General features: G+C 57.7%; 17 protein-coding genes. 11 read left to right on the top strand and 6 right to left on the bottom strand.

The window, feature by feature from the left end:
• Positions 1-2: 2 nt before the first annotated feature.
• From ACR0FC_RS07260 to ACR0FC_RS07250, 3 genes are read right to left on the bottom strand one after another with little or no spacing between them, the layout of a single operon-like run.
• Positions 3-764: a DUF883 family protein gene (locus ACR0FC_RS07260; protein WP_170339310.1), complete on the bottom strand. Its 762-nt coding sequence runs from the start codon at positions 762-764 to the stop codon at positions 3-5.
• Positions 757-1,155, bottom strand: a complete 399-nt coding sequence (locus ACR0FC_RS07255) for a phage holin family protein (protein ID WP_170339308.1) — start codon at positions 1,153-1,155, stop codon at positions 757-759. Before ACR0FC_RS07255 ends, ACR0FC_RS07260 begins: the two co-directional genes overlap by 8 nt.
• Complete coding sequence (locus ACR0FC_RS07250) at positions 1,148-1,837, bottom strand: hypothetical protein (RefSeq protein ID WP_170339306.1); 690 nt, start codon at positions 1,835-1,837, stop codon at positions 1,148-1,150. The genes ACR0FC_RS07255 and ACR0FC_RS07250 overlap by 8 nt, the downstream gene beginning before the upstream one ends.
• A 33-nt stretch (positions 1,838-1,870) precedes the next feature.
• Here ACR0FC_RS07250 and ACR0FC_RS07245 point away from each other — a divergent pair, with 33 nt between their 5' ends.
• The 3 genes from ACR0FC_RS07245 (at position 1,871) to ACR0FC_RS07235 (ending at position 3,508) form a co-directional block, all read left to right on the top strand.
• Positions 1,871-2,068 (top strand): CsbD family protein, encoded by a 198-nt coding sequence (locus ACR0FC_RS07245; protein WP_093961665.1) that lies wholly within the window; start codon positions 1,871-1,873, stop codon positions 2,066-2,068.
• 95 nt (positions 2,069-2,163) lie between these two features.
• Positions 2,164-2,784 carry a PRC-barrel domain-containing protein gene (locus ACR0FC_RS07240; protein WP_170339304.1) on the top strand — a complete coding sequence of 207 codons (621 nt, stop codon included), beginning with the start codon at positions 2,164-2,166 and terminating at the stop codon, positions 2,782-2,784.
• Positions 2,785-2,938: 154 nt separating this feature from the next.
• The gene (locus ACR0FC_RS07235; RefSeq protein ID WP_170339302.1) at positions 2,939-3,508 is read left to right on the top strand and encodes a PRC-barrel domain-containing protein; all 570 of its coding nucleotides are present in this window, start codon (positions 2,939-2,941) and stop codon (positions 3,506-3,508) included.
• 87 nt (positions 3,509-3,595) lie between these two features.
• Here the strand turns inward: ACR0FC_RS07235 and ACR0FC_RS07230 are convergent, their stop codons facing one another.
• Positions 3,596-4,288, bottom strand: coding sequence for a Crp/Fnr family transcriptional regulator (locus tag ACR0FC_RS07230; protein ID WP_480656803.1), 693 nt, complete (start codon positions 4,286-4,288; stop codon positions 3,596-3,598).
• Positions 4,289-4,408: 120 nt separating this feature from the next.
• On the opposite strand from ACR0FC_RS07230, the gene ACR0FC_RS07225 reads away from it, so the two are divergent.
• Entirely contained in the window at positions 4,409-4,807 is a 399-nt protein-coding gene (locus ACR0FC_RS07225; RefSeq protein WP_170339299.1) for a hypothetical protein, read from the top strand.
• A 94-nt stretch (positions 4,808-4,901) separates the two neighbouring features.
• On the opposite strand, the gene ACR0FC_RS07220 is transcribed toward ACR0FC_RS07225, so the two are convergent.
• A complete protein-coding gene (locus ACR0FC_RS07220; protein WP_093961670.1) occupies positions 4,902-5,093 on the bottom strand; it encodes a PLD nuclease N-terminal domain-containing protein in 192 nt (63 codons plus the stop codon).
• A gap of 187 nt (positions 5,094-5,280) precedes the next feature.
• Here ACR0FC_RS07220 and ACR0FC_RS07215 point away from each other — a divergent pair, with 187 nt between their 5' ends.
• The gene (locus tag ACR0FC_RS07215) at positions 5,281-6,135 is read left to right on the top strand and encodes a formate/nitrite transporter family protein (RefSeq protein WP_170339297.1); all 855 of its coding nucleotides are present in this window, start codon (positions 5,281-5,283) and stop codon (positions 6,133-6,135) included.
• Between the two features lie 166 nt (positions 6,136-6,301).
• Here ACR0FC_RS07215 and ACR0FC_RS07210 read toward each other — a convergent pair whose 3' ends face one another.
• Positions 6,302-6,586 (bottom strand): DUF883 family protein, encoded by a 285-nt coding sequence (locus tag ACR0FC_RS07210; protein ID WP_170339295.1) that lies wholly within the window; start codon positions 6,584-6,586, stop codon positions 6,302-6,304.
• A 123-nt stretch (positions 6,587-6,709) separates the two neighbouring features.
• On the opposite strand from ACR0FC_RS07210, the gene ACR0FC_RS07205 reads away from it, so the two are divergent.
• The 6 genes from ACR0FC_RS07205 (at position 6,710) to ACR0FC_RS07180 (ending at position 13,172) form a co-directional block, all read left to right on the top strand.
• Complete coding sequence (locus ACR0FC_RS07205) at positions 6,710-6,871, top strand: DUF1328 domain-containing protein (RefSeq protein WP_170339293.1); 162 nt, start codon at positions 6,710-6,712, stop codon at positions 6,869-6,871.
• Between the two features lie 51 nt (positions 6,872-6,922).
• Positions 6,923-8,548, top strand: a complete 1,626-nt coding sequence (locus ACR0FC_RS07200; protein WP_170339291.1) for an acetolactate synthase large subunit — start codon at positions 6,923-6,925, stop codon at positions 8,546-8,548.
• 70 nt (positions 8,549-8,618) lie between these two features.
• Entirely contained in the window at positions 8,619-9,119 is a 501-nt protein-coding gene (locus ACR0FC_RS07195) for a Dps family protein (RefSeq protein WP_170339289.1), read from the top strand.
• Positions 9,120-9,243: 124 nt separating this feature from the next.
• Positions 9,244-9,618 carry a YidH family protein gene (locus ACR0FC_RS07190; protein ID WP_170339287.1) on the top strand — a complete coding sequence of 125 codons (375 nt, stop codon included), beginning with the start codon at positions 9,244-9,246 and terminating at the stop codon, positions 9,616-9,618.
• 551 nt (positions 9,619-10,169) lie between these two features.
• The gene (locus ACR0FC_RS07185) at positions 10,170-11,702 is read left to right on the top strand and encodes a phospholipase D family protein (RefSeq protein ID WP_170339286.1); all 1,533 of its coding nucleotides are present in this window, start codon (positions 10,170-10,172) and stop codon (positions 11,700-11,702) included.
• 393 nt (positions 11,703-12,095) lie between these two features.
• The gene (locus ACR0FC_RS07180; RefSeq protein WP_170339284.1) at positions 12,096-13,172 is read left to right on the top strand and encodes a PLP-dependent cysteine synthase family protein; all 1,077 of its coding nucleotides are present in this window, start codon (positions 12,096-12,098) and stop codon (positions 13,170-13,172) included.
• Positions 13,173-13,676 lie beyond the last annotated feature (504 nt).

Genomic DNA, 13,676 nt, shown 5'->3' with positions numbered 1-13,676 from the left:
CTTCACTGACTGCGCAAAGCGTCAGAGGCCCGATCAGCCGCCTCATCCAGCCGTGCGTTGGCCGCGGCATGCAGCTTGTCCAGTTCTTCGTTCAAAACCCTTTGGGCGTGTCGCATCAGCTGATCGCGCCGATGGCCCAGCAACTCGTCCTCTTTGCGGGTGTTGGGCAGCAGAGCGCCAGCCAGAATACCTACGCCCAGCGCCAATGCTCCGGCCGCCAGCGGCTGATCATGAACGAAGGTTTGCGAGGCCTTTGCCGCCTTCTGCGCACGCTTCTCGACCGCTTGCTGCGCACCGATTGCGGCCTTGCGCGCCTCGATCACACGGGCACGGGCCTGGGGTGAGAGCTTGTCCAGACCACGATCCAAGGCTGCAGACAGCACGCTGGCAGATTGGCTGTGTTCAGTCATACCGGTCATCTCCTGTTTCATGCGGCTGTCAGCGTCGGCAACACGCCGGTCAAACCCGTCGAACGCCTGCTGCGGAGGTACGGCCTGGGGCGGGGATTGGGTGCTTTTTGCGCCAGACCCGGGACCCGCAACAAAAAGGGCTGCTCCTGCACCGAACAGAGCAAAGGCGGCCGGGTTTTTTCGAGCCGCGGACCAGAGTTGCGCACCGATCTGCCCGCCATAGGCTTCGAGTGTCGATTTCGCCTCGTCGGCCAGGCGCTGCGGCGCCAGCGTATCCGACAGAGCATTCAGCGAGCGCGCAAGGGCGCTGCGTTCATATGCAATCTGCGTTTCAAGGGGTGTCAGGTCAGACATGGGTGGACTCCTTCATCGCTTCGATGTCGCGCTGCAGGTTTTTCATGGCTTGCTCGGGAACCAAGGCGGTGGCGGACATGCGGGACCGGCCAAAAAGCGCGAGGCACGCAGCAACTAGTGCCAAGCCCGCGCCAACGAGCAACGAGGCCATACCCACCGACAATCCATTGGCGGCGATATACGCGACCAGGGCTGTTGCCATGAGGTTCAGCGCGATCATCAACAGGATCAGAGCAATGCCAATGCAGGCCAGCCCTACGCCCGCTCGCGTCAGGTTTCGGGAGAACTCCTCCTTGGCAAGCTTCGCCTCAGCCTGAAGCAAACTCGACAGATGTTTGAGCGCGTGTGCCAAAAGCCCCGGTGCAGATCGCAGATCGTTGGGGTTATGCATCGCGGCCACCATTCATTCGCGCCAACGCGCTGGTGTGGCCCGAGGTATCGACCGAGGTCCCATGCAACGGCGACGGATCAATATCCCACGGATCTGCACCAAAAGATGCGGATTGGGCCGCGCCCGTATTGCGCGCACTCAGGAAACGGGCTGCGGCAAACCCTGCCAGGGCAGCCGATCCGACGAACAACAGCGGGTTTTCGCGAGCGAAATCAGATACCTTTCGGCTCATACTGGCCAAGTCGGCAGAGCGCACCTGCCCAGCCACAGCCTCCATGTTGTCGGCAATCCTCGACAGGACCTGATGCTGCACAGATTGGTCGGGAAATGCATCGGCGGCTGCGTCAGCTGCATGAGCGGCGCTCTTTGCCTCCTGCGCTGCGCTGTCTTTTAAGGATTCGGCCCGGGCCGATGCCTCGGCGGTCACGGTGTCTTTGACCTTGCCGGCCAAGTCCTGGGCATGGGCTTTTGCGTTCTCCGTGGTCTCGGTTCGACGTGGCATGGTTCGATCTCCTGTGTTGAGGTCTCGGTCCACCAACGCATGGAAGGCGAGATTGTTCCCAAGACCAGTTCGAACGCCACTGAGGACAAAGTTCGGTAACTGCCCGACCCCCTTTTTTTCCGGGGCCAACGCAGAAATATCGCCGGCGCCCGGAACCAGCTCGCGTTTGGCGCGTTTCACTGACAGCGACGAAGCAATCGAAAGGAAATTACGATGAACTGGGACCAAATTCTTGGACGCTGGACCGAATTCAAAGGCAAGCTGATCGAGCGTTTCGGCGATTTGACTGATGATGAGATCGAACAAGCCCGGGGCGATCGCGAGCAACTGGAAGGCATCATCCAGAAGAAATACGGAGATTCGAAAGAAGACGTGCGGGAAATCGTGGATCGCCTGATGAAGGACATGTAGCCCAAAGGTGGATACGCACATCGCGTGGGGCGGCATCAAGTCAATGACGCCCCACCGGCTCCCAAGATCGACCCCAATACGAAATCACCACCGCCATGAAGCTGTCTGACCTCATCAACACGCCCGTTGTCCCAGCCGGAACCGACCAAGAAATTGGTCGCGTTTCCGATATCGCCATCCGCGCTGGGCAGACCGAGTTGGAGTACGTCTTGGTCAATCTGAGCCTCACCGGAGGGAATGACCCGGTGGCGTTCACGGCCGATACGCTCGAACTTGGCGCAAGCGAGGTAACGTGCGCGATTTCCCAACAGCAAGTGGATCATCTGCGCCAGCGCAAAGACGACGAAGATCCCCTGGCAGTGGACATCGAAGGCCTGCCGCCCCTGGTCGTAGGGCCGTTCGGCAACGCGATTGCGCCGGTTGTGATGGGGGCGGTCCTGAATGACGCCCTCCGCCAATGCCCCCAACCCACGCCACCCGGTAGCAACTTCCGATGGTTTACGAAGTTGCAGGGCAACCCTGCGTTTGACTCGACTGGTGAGTTGGGCAGATTTTTGGATATTGAGCTCGACCCAGACACCAAGGCTCTGCGGTTTCTCCTGATCGACGGGCGACCAGCTATCCTGAGTTTTCCGTTCGCTGAACTACGCAATATTCCCGACGACGAACACTACATGGTTCTATCCAGGTCTTCCGACCCGCTGCACCCGGTCTGAGTATCTGGACACAACTTGTCGAACCGCGCAGATGCGCGGTTTTTTCTTTTTAAAACAAATATTTTTGCATTTTTCTGGGAACAAGTCGCGGCGTCATTCGTTTGTTCAACAAGACCGCGGGAAATGCGGTCAGAACAGACCAAAGGAGTGAGCTATGAAACGTTTTCTGACCACAACTTCGATCGTTCTGGTGATGTCGGCATCGGCCTATGCAGAAAGCTCGAATGTCGAAGAAGTCGGCAAGAATCTGGAAGAGGCAGCCGAGGCAGCCGGTGATGCACTGTCCAATACCGCGCAGGACATCAAGAACGCTGCGCAGAACACGGCGGAAGACGTCGACCAGGCCGCCGAAGCAACCGGTGAGTACATCAGCGAAAAAGCTGGGCAGATGGCCGATGCAGTTGATCCCACCACCATCGACATCGAGGGTTATGTCCCCGTTGCCCAAGGCACCATCCCGGCCGAAGATCTGACCGGCATGCGCGTCTATGACGTCTCGCAAGAGTGGATCGGTGAGATCGAAGAGGTTGTCGTCGACATGGACGGATCGGTCGATGGGGCCGTGATCGGCGTCGGCGGGTTCCTCGGCTTGGGGGAAAAGGATGTTCTGATCGATTTCTCGCGCGTGTCGCTGATGCGTGAAGTCGATGGTGACACCACCTATGCCTTCGTTCACGCGGACAAGGAGATGCTGAAGGACATGCCGGCCTACGAAGGGTCGTAAACCGGCTGCTCAGTCGCAAAGTATGTGGTCAAGCCGCCGGCCGATTCTTCGGTCGGCGGTTCTTTTATTCCTGTCCATCCGCCACGTTTAGATCAGCGGGCGCGGAACGGCTTCGGTGATTTCGACCAAGCCAAGCTCGGCTAGACCCTCAAGATCGTTAATCTGCAGCACATTGTTGGCCCACTCGGCCAGGCCGAGATCCTTCAGCCGGCGCAGGGTCTTGTTCGTGTGAACCAGCGACAAGCCCAACGCATCCGCAAGATCCTGCTGCCGGTAGGGCAGCGGACACCGCAAGCCTTTGGCCAATCCGACGGCCTGGGACCGTGTGTAGAAGCGGTGCAGGCTCCACGCGATCTTCTCGATCGCGCCGCGCTGGCCAACGGTTGTCAGGGCGTCGCCCAGGAAATGCTCTTCGACGGCTGCCAGGAATGTCAGGTCAAAGGCCCGATCAGGCTGGTTCTGATATAACTCGAACAGCCGCGAGCGATTGAACAAGCACAGCCGCATCGCGGTTGTCGCCTCGACGGAGTGCCGCATCTCGCCCATGACGCCAGCCTGCAGCCCGACGAGATCGCCGGGAAGCACAAAACCGATGACCTGCCTGCGACCGTTTTCGAGCGTTTTGTAACGAACGCCCATCCCGCTCAGAACCGTGAACAGATGCGCGGATTTCGTGCCCTCGATGAACAGTTGCGTTCCGGGTTCGGCCTGCATCTCGCCGGTTTTGAAACTCTGCATGAACCGCAGGTCGTCTTCCGCGAACGGCCGGAAGACGTCCATCTGCCTCAGCGGACAGTCCGCACATGCGATCAGAGAAATTTTCCGTTGCTGTGTCATAGTTTATTGCGGTGCTGCGGGATTGCCCTACGGTGGCATCGAACAGATTTCAGGATGGTATTGATGAAAGTCTCTTCCCGCAGCGTAGCAGATGTTTTGATTGTTACGGAAAACTTTATCGAAGCAGCGGACATCAGTGATGCCGTCCCCGGAGTTTCGCCCGATCGCATTGTCCATATACGCGAGCTGCACGCGGGTGGGCACTTCTGGCAGGATCCCCAATTCGCCCCGGTCTTAGGCGTTCTGAGCTATCGCAGAAGTGAGACGTCATTCAACGCCGTCGCGCGGCTGTTGGTTGAACGCGGCAGTGCACTGTTGCTGTTGGACCCGTCCCCCGAGGTGCAAGCTCAATTTGAATGCGCGGCTCTGACACGGCCTTTCACGGCCGCGGATATTGCCCGCACGATTGCATCCATTGATTTCAGTGGGAACGGCTTGAAGATCGGTTCTGATCCTGGGTGAAACGGCGCAGGGCGCATTGTGCCCCCAATATCCTTGAACGAAAAAAGCGCGGCCGATGCCGCGCTTTGTTTTGTACTGACAATTTCCGAACTGATCAGATCGCGCTGCGCGCGGCCTTCGGGCCAAAGATCAGCCAGCAGATGAATCCGATGACCGGAAGCAACAGAACGAAAAGGACCCACAGGATTTTTGCACCGGTCGTCGCAGACGAACCGATGATCGAGATAATGGCCCAGATCGACAAAACCAGGACGATCAGACCGCCAATGCCATATACTTCCACCATACCGAAGTTCCTTTCGAATTACGTGTCGTTGTTCCTACGAGGATACAACGCGATAGGTGGCTGAAAGTTCCCGACAAAGATCTGGGTGTGGTACCTGTTCTCGTAGAAGTCTTGAGGATTTCTTCGCCTGACGGAACCAAAACGACCGGCAGAACGTTGGGATTGAAGGTCGATACATGAGGTCAAAATGTCCGATACACACGAAGCGCCGCGAAAAGATCTTGTCGAGAAAGAAAGCGAGCGCGAAGCGGTCGAAGAAGCGTCCGGGCTGTCTCCGCGCCTGATATTCGAGACCATCCGCCAAAACGGCGAGGAGGAACTGGATCGGCCGACCAAAGCGTTGTTCTGGTCCGGGATTGCCGCAGGAGTGCTGATCAGCTTTTCGGTGCTGGGCGAAGCGATCTTGCGGGCACATCTGCCCGACACCAGCGGTCGGTTCCTGATCGAGAACCTGGGCTATTCTCTCGGCTTTGTTCTGGTCATTTTGGGGCGGATGCAGTTGTTCACCGAGAACACCATAACGACCGTCGTTCCAGCCATGATTAATCCGTCTGTTGCCTGCTTCACCAAAACCGCGAGGTTGTGGGCAATCGTTCTGGGTGCCAATGTGCTTGGGGCGTTTGCGATATCTGCCTTCCTGATCCATACGCCTGTGTTGTCGCCCCAGCTCGTCTCAGTCATCAACGACCTGAGCCATCACGCCACCGGCATGGGCGCCCGGGTTGGCTTTCTGCGCGGAATACCGGCAGGGATCCTGATTGCGGCGATCGTTTGGATGCTGCCATCGGCACAAAACAACGAGGTGCTGGTCATTGTAATCTTCACCTGGATGATTGCGGCCGGTGACTTTACCCACGTCGTTGCCGGATCGGTGGAAATGGCGGTTCTGATGCTTCAGGGGCAGTTGCCAGTAGGCGCAGCCGTTTTCAGCTTTTTCCTACCCGTTCTCGCCGGCAACATCATCGGAGGAACCGCTGTCTTCACGATGCTGGCCTACGCCCAGATCAAACCCGAAATAGAAGAAGACCCAAAGCGCGGCTGAGGCGCTTTGGGTCGTTGGGATGGCGGGCTGGTTGGCGTGGCATTGACGAATAGCGCTGTCAGCGATTCCTGATGAAAAACCAGATCAGTAGACCGGCCAAACCCAAGCCGAGCATGGCCGGCAATACGTATTCGATGCCCATATCGGTCGCGGTGTACCGCGTGTTCTAACCGCGGTCCGCCTTGCGCAACGCGAGGCCCAGCAGGACACCCACGCCCAACGCTCCGACCATTGCCAAGCCCGGGTTCTCGCGCACGAATGCGGCACTTTTCTCGGATGTCTGTGTCAGCTGCTTTTGCGCCTCGTCGCGCGCCGTCTTCAACGTGTCACGCGTTGCGGTTACGCCATCTTCCAACGCTGATTTTGCCTCCTTGGCCGCTTCGTCGATCCGCGCCGCCATCTCGACATGGTGAGTGTCCTGAGGGGCCTTCTTCGCCGTTTTCTGTGTCATGTCAGATCTCCTTTCATCGACCCAACGCGGGCGGTCGCCAAAGGTTCCACCAAAATGATCCGGAACGAATCTGGGGTTCCAAGCGTTGACCCCTCAGTAGTCACAAAAATGAAAGGAAATCCCATGTTGTCTTGGGCGCTGATCTTTTTCGCACTTGCTATCGTTGCTGGCATCTTCGGGTTTGGCGGCATCGCATCGGCCTCGGCCGGTATCGCACAGGTCCTTTTCGTGATCTTTCTGGTCCTGTTCATCGGTTCGCTGATCTTGCGGCTGATCCGTGGGTAAACTCCGGCGCATCCGCACTCCCTGAAACAGTACCCCGAGGTTCAAAGCCCCATGAAAGATGCCGTCCATACCCAAACCGCCGCCGAATTGCTGATTGCCTGCCTCGAGGCCAACGGCGTGACCTGTGCATTCGGTGTTCCGGGTGAGGAAACAACCGATCTGATCGCCGCAATCGACCAGTCGAGCATCGACTTCGTCCTGTGCCGGCACGAGCAGTCGGCGGCGTTCATGGCATCGGTTCACGGTCGGTTGACGGGGAACCCGGCGGCTTGCCTTTCGACGCTTGGACCTGGAGCGACCAACCTTGTCACCGGTGTGGCTGACGCCACGCTTGACCATGTGCCGCTGATCGCCCTCACGGGGCAAGGCGCGCGGTCCAGGCTGGGCCGCGAAAGCCATCAGATCATTGATCTCGAAGCGCTCTTCGCGCCAGTCACCAAGTCGAGCCGAACGCTGATGGTCGCGGATGAAATTCCCCAAGTCGTGGCCGAGGCCGTGCGATTGAGCAAGCTCGACAAACCCGGAGCCGTCCATCTTTCCCTGCCCGAAGATCTGGCCGAGGTTCCGATTCTGGCCGAACCTTTCGTGGCGCCGCCGCCAGCCGAGGTGCGACCGGCGGCCGATGCGGTCATCCGTTCCGCGCGCCTGCTGGCCGAGGCGAAAAAGCCCTTGATCCTCGCAGGACACGGGGTGATCCGATCCGGCACCGCAAGCGACGTTCGGGCACTTGCGGAAAGCCTGTCTGCCCCGGTCGTCACGACATTCATGGCCAAAGGCGTTTTGCCTCCGGGGCACCCGCTCTCGCTGCATTCGATCGGTCAGCCGGGCAAGGAGTTGGCATCAGAAGCCTTCGACCTGTGCGACCTGATCATTGCCATCGGGTTTGACCCGGTTGAATATCCACCCTCGAACATCTCGATGGGCGGTAAGAAGCCGGTACTCGAGATCACGGACGTGGCCTCGACTGTTGATGTGGACTGGCCGGTAAAGGCCGCTCTGACTGGGGATCTTCCGCACTGCATCGACGTTCTGGCCAAGGCCACCGCCGAACGTCCCACGCAAAGCTGGTTCAAAGGTCTCCAGCGGAGGATTGACGCCTCGCTGGAGGGTGGACCAACAGCTACAGATGCCGCCTGCGTCGCGCCGTCGGACATTTGTCAGGCGATTTCCGAGACGCTTCGCGAAAGCGACGTTCTGTTGTCTGGCGTGGGCCTGCACAAACTTTGGGTCGCCAGCAAGGTTCAAGCACGCCGAGCGGGTCAAATCATCATTCCGAACGGCCTGGCCGGTATGGGCCTTGCGCTGCCCGGAGCGATCGAGGCTGCCCGCCTGTTGGACGAGGGTCGGGTGATCGCCGTTTGCGGTGATGGGGACTTCCTGATGAACGTTCAGGAGATGGAGACGGCGGCCCGGTTGTGCGTGCCCGTGACTGTTCTGGTCTGGGAAGACAACGGCTATGGTCTGATCGACGAAAAACAGCCAGGTGCGCGCGAGTTTTCCTTCGGCAACCCCGATTGGGAGTCACTTGCCCGATCCTTTGGCTGGGTCTACCACGACATCGAAAGCCACAGCAAACTTGCTCCTGCTCTGCAGGCGGCTGCCGACGTCGCCGTTCCGACATTGCTGCGGGTGTCGGTCGACTATTCGGCTGATGGCGGGATGCCCACTGTCACCTGATTATTTTCGTCGAAAGTGGAACCAAATCCGCCTTTGGCCGTTTCTTCCCCAGTAGAAAAAAGGAGTTGTCATGACCGACGCATTGAACGTTGTCCCGAACGAAAACCCCGTTTCGACTGGCGTGCGCGACACCGCGCCCTTGGCCAAGGGTCTGGCTGATGTTCTGGCCGACACCTACCGGCTGACTTTCAAGACTCATGCGTATCACTGGAACGCGGAGGGCCCGCTGTTCTATTCGATCCACAAGCTGACGGAAGAACAGTACGAAAACATGTTCGCCGCCGCTGATGAGATCGCGGAACGCATTCGCGCGCTGGGCCATCTGGCGCCCTCGCGGATGTCCGACATCCTGGATTTCTCGGCCATCAAGGATCGCGAAGGGGACCTGTCCGCCGCCGAAATGATCGAAGATCTGGCTGCTGATCACGAGCGGGCGGCGCACCGCCTGCACGCCCTGACCGAGCTTGCAGGAAGGCGCAAAGACGTCGTGACGGAAGATCTGGCGACCGAACGTTCGGCATTTCATGAGCAGGCAGCTTGGATGCTGCGGGCGATCTCGAAATCAAGCTGACGCGGTGACCGGGCGCGTGTGTCGTTTTGCGACCCAACTGTGCGCGTTTAAGGTCTTGTGCAGGCTAGCCGAAAAACCGGCAAGCCTGCACATTCCGATCTGGTGACTAGTCCAAAGGGCGGCAATGTCTGAAAAAAACACGAAAAGCCAAAACTTGGCCGAGGAGCGGACCGACTGGGCCGAAGATCGCACCATTTTGGCAAATGAGCGCACATTTGCGGGATGGATGAGAACCGGAATGGCATGCGTGGCCATCGCCCTTGGCCTCAAGGCCGTATTTTCCGCCGTCGAGCCCGAGTGGCTGGCGAAAGCCGCAGCCACTCTTTTTGTGTTGATCTCGCTGCTGATCTATTGGGGAGCGTGGATGAACGCCCGCCGCGTGTATTCCCGATTGGAAGCGCACAGCGCCCAACCGGCATCTCGCTTCCACTTGCAACTGGTTGTCGGAAGCCTGTCCCTAGGTTCCGTCGCATGTTGCCTTGTGTTGTGGTTGGTTTAGACGCCCTTGTGCCGTCGTTGTTTGACTTCGTTTACGGTGCGGCCAAAGAAAGCCAACCCTAATTTCCCGCTTGCCTGATCCTCAGTTGCTCTGCCTGCACTGGTCCAGGAAAAATCCAGCTTTCGGCGGTCCAATGCCAGGGAGCAGTGCACTAATTTTTGTTTGTTTGTTTTGCAGCATCGAAATTTTGGGCTCGAAGCGGCCCTTCGCGGAATTGCTTTGTGACCGCTCATTGGAGCTATCGGCCGTTTGCCCAATAGCTCGGGCTATTTAGAACGCGTCGATAGAACGAACCCTGACTTCGCGCCCGTATATCTTGTCTTCTGTGCACATTCCAAATTCAGAGCTTCTGAGGTTGCGGTTTGCCTTGCGATTTTGGACAGGGTGCTTCGTCAGGCGATCAAATTTTTTAGTATGACAGGCTGACTGGCTTTGAGCCGCAATTCCTCTGGAACGACACGACTCCAAGAAACCTCCCCACCTTTCTCGGAACATACTTGCAATCGTGCCTCTTGGCGTAGTCACCTATGAGCGACGAGCGGAGGAAGTCGATGAAGCCTTGGACAATCATGTTTTGTGCGTTCTGCACATTCGCTCTTGTCGCTTGTACCCCGAAAGTTCGTACATATGAGAAGGTTAATTCGGTTTCATTTTCGGCTAGGACAAACAACGCACTTGGGCAGGCGGCGACCCGGCTTGGGGACCCAAAAGACGGCCGGTCCGGTGTCAAATTGATCAGCGACGGTGAACAAGCCTTGGTGTCACGGCTTCTACTCGCTGCAGCAGCTGAACAATCGATCGACGCTCAATACTACCTTTTGCATAACGACCCGACAGGTCATCTCTTTGCGGCGAGTCTTTTGCAGGCGGCGGACCGAGGCGTACGTGTTCGCTTGCTTTTGGATGACATGGACACATCCGGATATGACGCGATGACAGCCGCATTGGACTACCACGAGAATATTGAAATCCGTCTGTTCAATCCTTTCTGGCGCAATCAAAGCCTGATTATCGCCGGGCTCACGGATTTCAAGCGGATCAATCGCAGAATGCACAATAAGTCGATGACCGCAGACAATGTGTTCACAATTGTCGGTGGCCGGAATATAGGCGCCGAGTACTTCCTGGCACGGGAGGAAATGAACTATGCGGATCTGGATGTTCTGGCAGCCGGTCCCGTCGTAAATGAAGTTTCCAAAAGTTTTGACGAATATTGGAACAGTGAGTTCGCGGTTCCGGCCCGCGTGGTCGTCGGGCAACCTGAAGAATTTTCGCTTGGCCAAGCGCGAAGCAGACTGAATGAGCTCGTGGAGGCGGCAAAGCGGACCCAGTACGGCGAAGCTCTCAGAAAATCTGCAAGGGAGAGCTTTGCAGACGGCACGCTTTCCTTGGATTGGGTGCCTGCAAAACTCTACGCCGACCCGCCTTCCAAAGCCGCAGGGCTTGATAACTCAGATCCAATTCTCGCGTCGCAACTGCTGCCTTACTTCGAAGGTGCTGACAGGGAGGTCAATATCGTTTCGGCCTACTTCGTGCCACGCAACAACGGCGTGAAGTGGATGACCGAACTGGAAAACCGAGGTGTCGAAGTCAAAGTCGTAACCAACTCGCTTGCTTCAAACGACGTAGCGCCAGTCTATGCGCACTACGCCAAGAAACGCCGGGCGTTGCTGCGCGGTGGGGTCGAGCTTTATGAATTGCGGCCTGACGCTTATCAGGTCCAACGTCGTGGAATAAACTGGGCTCAATCTCGGTCAGGTCTTCATTCCAAAGCGTTCGCTGTCGATGACCGATATCTGTTTGTCGGTTCGTTCAATTGGGACCCTCGTTCAGTCAACATTAACACGGAAATGGGCATTCTCATCGACTCTCCGGCGCTGACCGCACAAACCATGGGTGCTTTGGACGATGCGCTTCCAGCATATACATATCATGTGACGCTGGAGAGTGCTGGCCAACTTAAATGGAGAACCCGGGGCGAGAACGGAGAAGTTCTCGAATATGACTCAGAACCAACCGGTTCGGCATGGGATCATATCGTAGCTGGATTTTTCAGTATTTTGCCAATCGGCTCTCAGCTTTAGTGGCTTCGGAGAGGGCCTGTGAGAGCGGAGACGCGCAACCTCGCCCCCTATCCGGGAAATCGGTCGAGTGCTTGGAGTGAGCCACGTTCTCGAAGGTTCGGTCAGGCGCCCAGGTCAGCGCGTCCGGTTTACGGGCAAGTTTATCGATGCAGAAGGCGGCAGTCATCTCCAGGCAAATCGCTTCAATGGCCCTCGGCGGTCCAGACGATTGAGCCTAATGGCGGCAACTCTAGGGCAATCTAATCGATCAAGAAATTGGGTCACGCGTGTCTGACTTGCTCGTGCTTCGAGAAGGTCCGTTCTTCTGCTGTGCTGTCGACGTTCTATCAATTGCATCGCGCTTGTGGCAGTCTTCGTCGCATTTGAAGAAAAGTGGATAAGTAGGAGGGGCAGATGGAAATTCGAACCACATCGGGGCGCGGCCGTCTATACGACAGCGTCTTGGACACGGTCGGCAACACGCCGTGCATTCGCATCAACAAAATCGCGCCGGCCAACGTGACGGTCTACGTCAAGTTTGAAGCCTTCAACCCCGCGGGCTCGGTCAAGGACCGCCTTGCGCTGAACATCATCGAAGCTGGTGAAAGGGAAGGTCGGCTTAAACCCGGGCAAACGGTCGTCGAGGCTACCTCGGGAAATACCGGGATTGGTCTTGCGATGGTATGTGCCGCAAAGGGTTATCCGCTTGTGGTCACTATGGCTGACAGCTTCTCGGTGGAACGCCGCCGGTTGATGCGGTTTCTTGGGGCCAAGGTTGTGCTCACGCCTCGTGCGCTCAAGGGTTTTGGGATGTACTCCAAGGCCAAGGAGTTGGCCGAGGCAAATGGCTGGTTTCTCGCCAGCCAATTCGAGACAAGCGCCAATGCCGACATCCACGAGGCCACGACAGCGAGGGAAATACTAAGCGATTTCGAAGGAGAGCGGCTTGATTACTGGATCACCGGTTATGGAACAGGCGGTACCGTTTCGGGCGTGTCGCGCGTTCTCAAGCGCGATCGCCCTGACACCAAGATTATCCTTACCGAACCTGCAAACGCTGCGATTGTCGGGTCTGGCTACGTGAACACCCGCAACGAGGCCCATCAGCCCACTGAGAGCCATCCGGCCTTCGAGCCGCATCCCATTCAGGGCTGGACGCCCGACTTCATCCCGTATGTGCTTCAGGAAGCTCTGGACAATGCTTATTATGATGACCTGCTTCCCGTCGCCGGAGCGGATGGTATTGCCTGGTCCAGGCGTCTGGCCGCAGAGGAGGGGATCTTCACCGGAATCTCAGGGGGATCCACATTTGCCATCGCAATGGAAGTGGCCAAAAGCGCCCCGGACGGATCGGTGATGCTGGTGATGCTGCCCGACACAGGCGAGCGGTATCTTTCGACACCGCTCTTTGACGGGATTGCCGAAGATATGACGGATGAGGAACGAGCGATTTCCATGTCGACACCAACGGCGCAAATGCCGTCTGATTGAGCCAGGTCTCGTCGCTCATCGATCCGGGTATTAGACCGTTCGATCTGTAGCGTTGATGCCGTCTGAAATTCTGCGGACAACGTGGTTATGGCAATGCGTGGCTGCTCGACCAAACGCTCCGGTTGGGTCGCGCTGCAGAAGTTGAACCGACTTCAACGGATGGCTGCCGAGTGTCCTGTATCATCGCCTGTGCGGGTGCATACTGACCTATTGCGTTGATCGAGAAAGCCTGTCGTTGACCAATGATGTGCTACTTCGATGGAAGTACAGAAGTTGCACCTTTAACTGAACGGCTTTTGGGTGCCCTTGTGCACGGCGGATTGGGTGATGCAGCGCCTCCACGACCTCGGGCTGACGTGGCACCACCTTTTGGGGCGCTCGATGGGCGTCATGATCTCTCAGGAAATCGCCTGCCGCAACCGCCCATAGGATCGCTGCAACTTGGTTTCTGGATCGTGAAGCCGCACAAGGGTTTGAGCACTGCGCCGCCGTCGCCGCGCAAAG

The organism is Ruegeria sp. BB9, from assembly GCF_056539345.1.
This window is presented reverse-complemented; position numbering and strand designations above follow the sequence as displayed.

Bases quoted from the DNA above. Each gene is read 5' to 3' on its own strand.
- ACR0FC_RS07180 (WP_170339284.1), top strand. From the start codon at position 12,096: ATGGAAATTCGAACCACATCGGGGCGCGGCCGTCTATACGACAGCGTC.
- ACR0FC_RS07220 (WP_093961670.1), bottom strand. From the start codon at position 5,093: ATGGTGGAAGTATATGGCATTGGCGGTCTGATCGTCCTGGTTTTGTCG.
- ACR0FC_RS07260 (WP_170339310.1), bottom strand. From the start codon at position 764: ATGTCTGACCTGACACCCCTTGAAACGCAGATTGCATATGAACGCAGC.
- ACR0FC_RS07185 (WP_170339286.1), top strand. From the start codon at position 10,170: ATGAAGCCTTGGACAATCATGTTTTGTGCGTTCTGCACATTCGCTCTT.
- ACR0FC_RS07230 (WP_480656803.1), bottom strand. From the start codon at position 4,288: ATGGACGTCTTCCGGCCGTTCGCGGAAGACGACCTGCGGTTCATGCAG.
- ACR0FC_RS07245 (WP_093961665.1), top strand. From the start codon at position 1,871: ATGAACTGGGACCAAATTCTTGGACGCTGGACCGAATTCAAAGGCAAG.
- ACR0FC_RS07205 (WP_170339293.1), top strand. From the start codon at position 6,710: ATGTTGTCTTGGGCGCTGATCTTTTTCGCACTTGCTATCGTTGCTGGC.
- ACR0FC_RS07235 (WP_170339302.1), top strand. From the start codon at position 2,939: ATGAAACGTTTTCTGACCACAACTTCGATCGTTCTGGTGATGTCGGCA.
- ACR0FC_RS07195 (WP_170339289.1), top strand. From the start codon at position 8,619: ATGACCGACGCATTGAACGTTGTCCCGAACGAAAACCCCGTTTCGACT.
- ACR0FC_RS07215 (WP_170339297.1), top strand. From the start codon at position 5,281: ATGTCCGATACACACGAAGCGCCGCGAAAAGATCTTGTCGAGAAAGAA.
- ACR0FC_RS07200 (WP_170339291.1), top strand. From the start codon at position 6,923: ATGAAAGATGCCGTCCATACCCAAACCGCCGCCGAATTGCTGATTGCC.
- ACR0FC_RS07210 (WP_170339295.1), bottom strand. From the start codon at position 6,586: ATGACACAGAAAACGGCGAAGAAGGCCCCTCAGGACACTCACCATGTC.
- ACR0FC_RS07225 (WP_170339299.1), top strand. From the start codon at position 4,409: ATGAAAGTCTCTTCCCGCAGCGTAGCAGATGTTTTGATTGTTACGGAA.
- ACR0FC_RS07240 (WP_170339304.1), top strand. From the start codon at position 2,164: ATGAAGCTGTCTGACCTCATCAACACGCCCGTTGTCCCAGCCGGAACC.
- ACR0FC_RS07255 (WP_170339308.1), bottom strand. From the start codon at position 1,155: ATGCATAACCCCAACGATCTGCGATCTGCACCGGGGCTTTTGGCACAC.
- ACR0FC_RS07190 (WP_170339287.1), top strand. From the start codon at position 9,244: ATGTCTGAAAAAAACACGAAAAGCCAAAACTTGGCCGAGGAGCGGACC.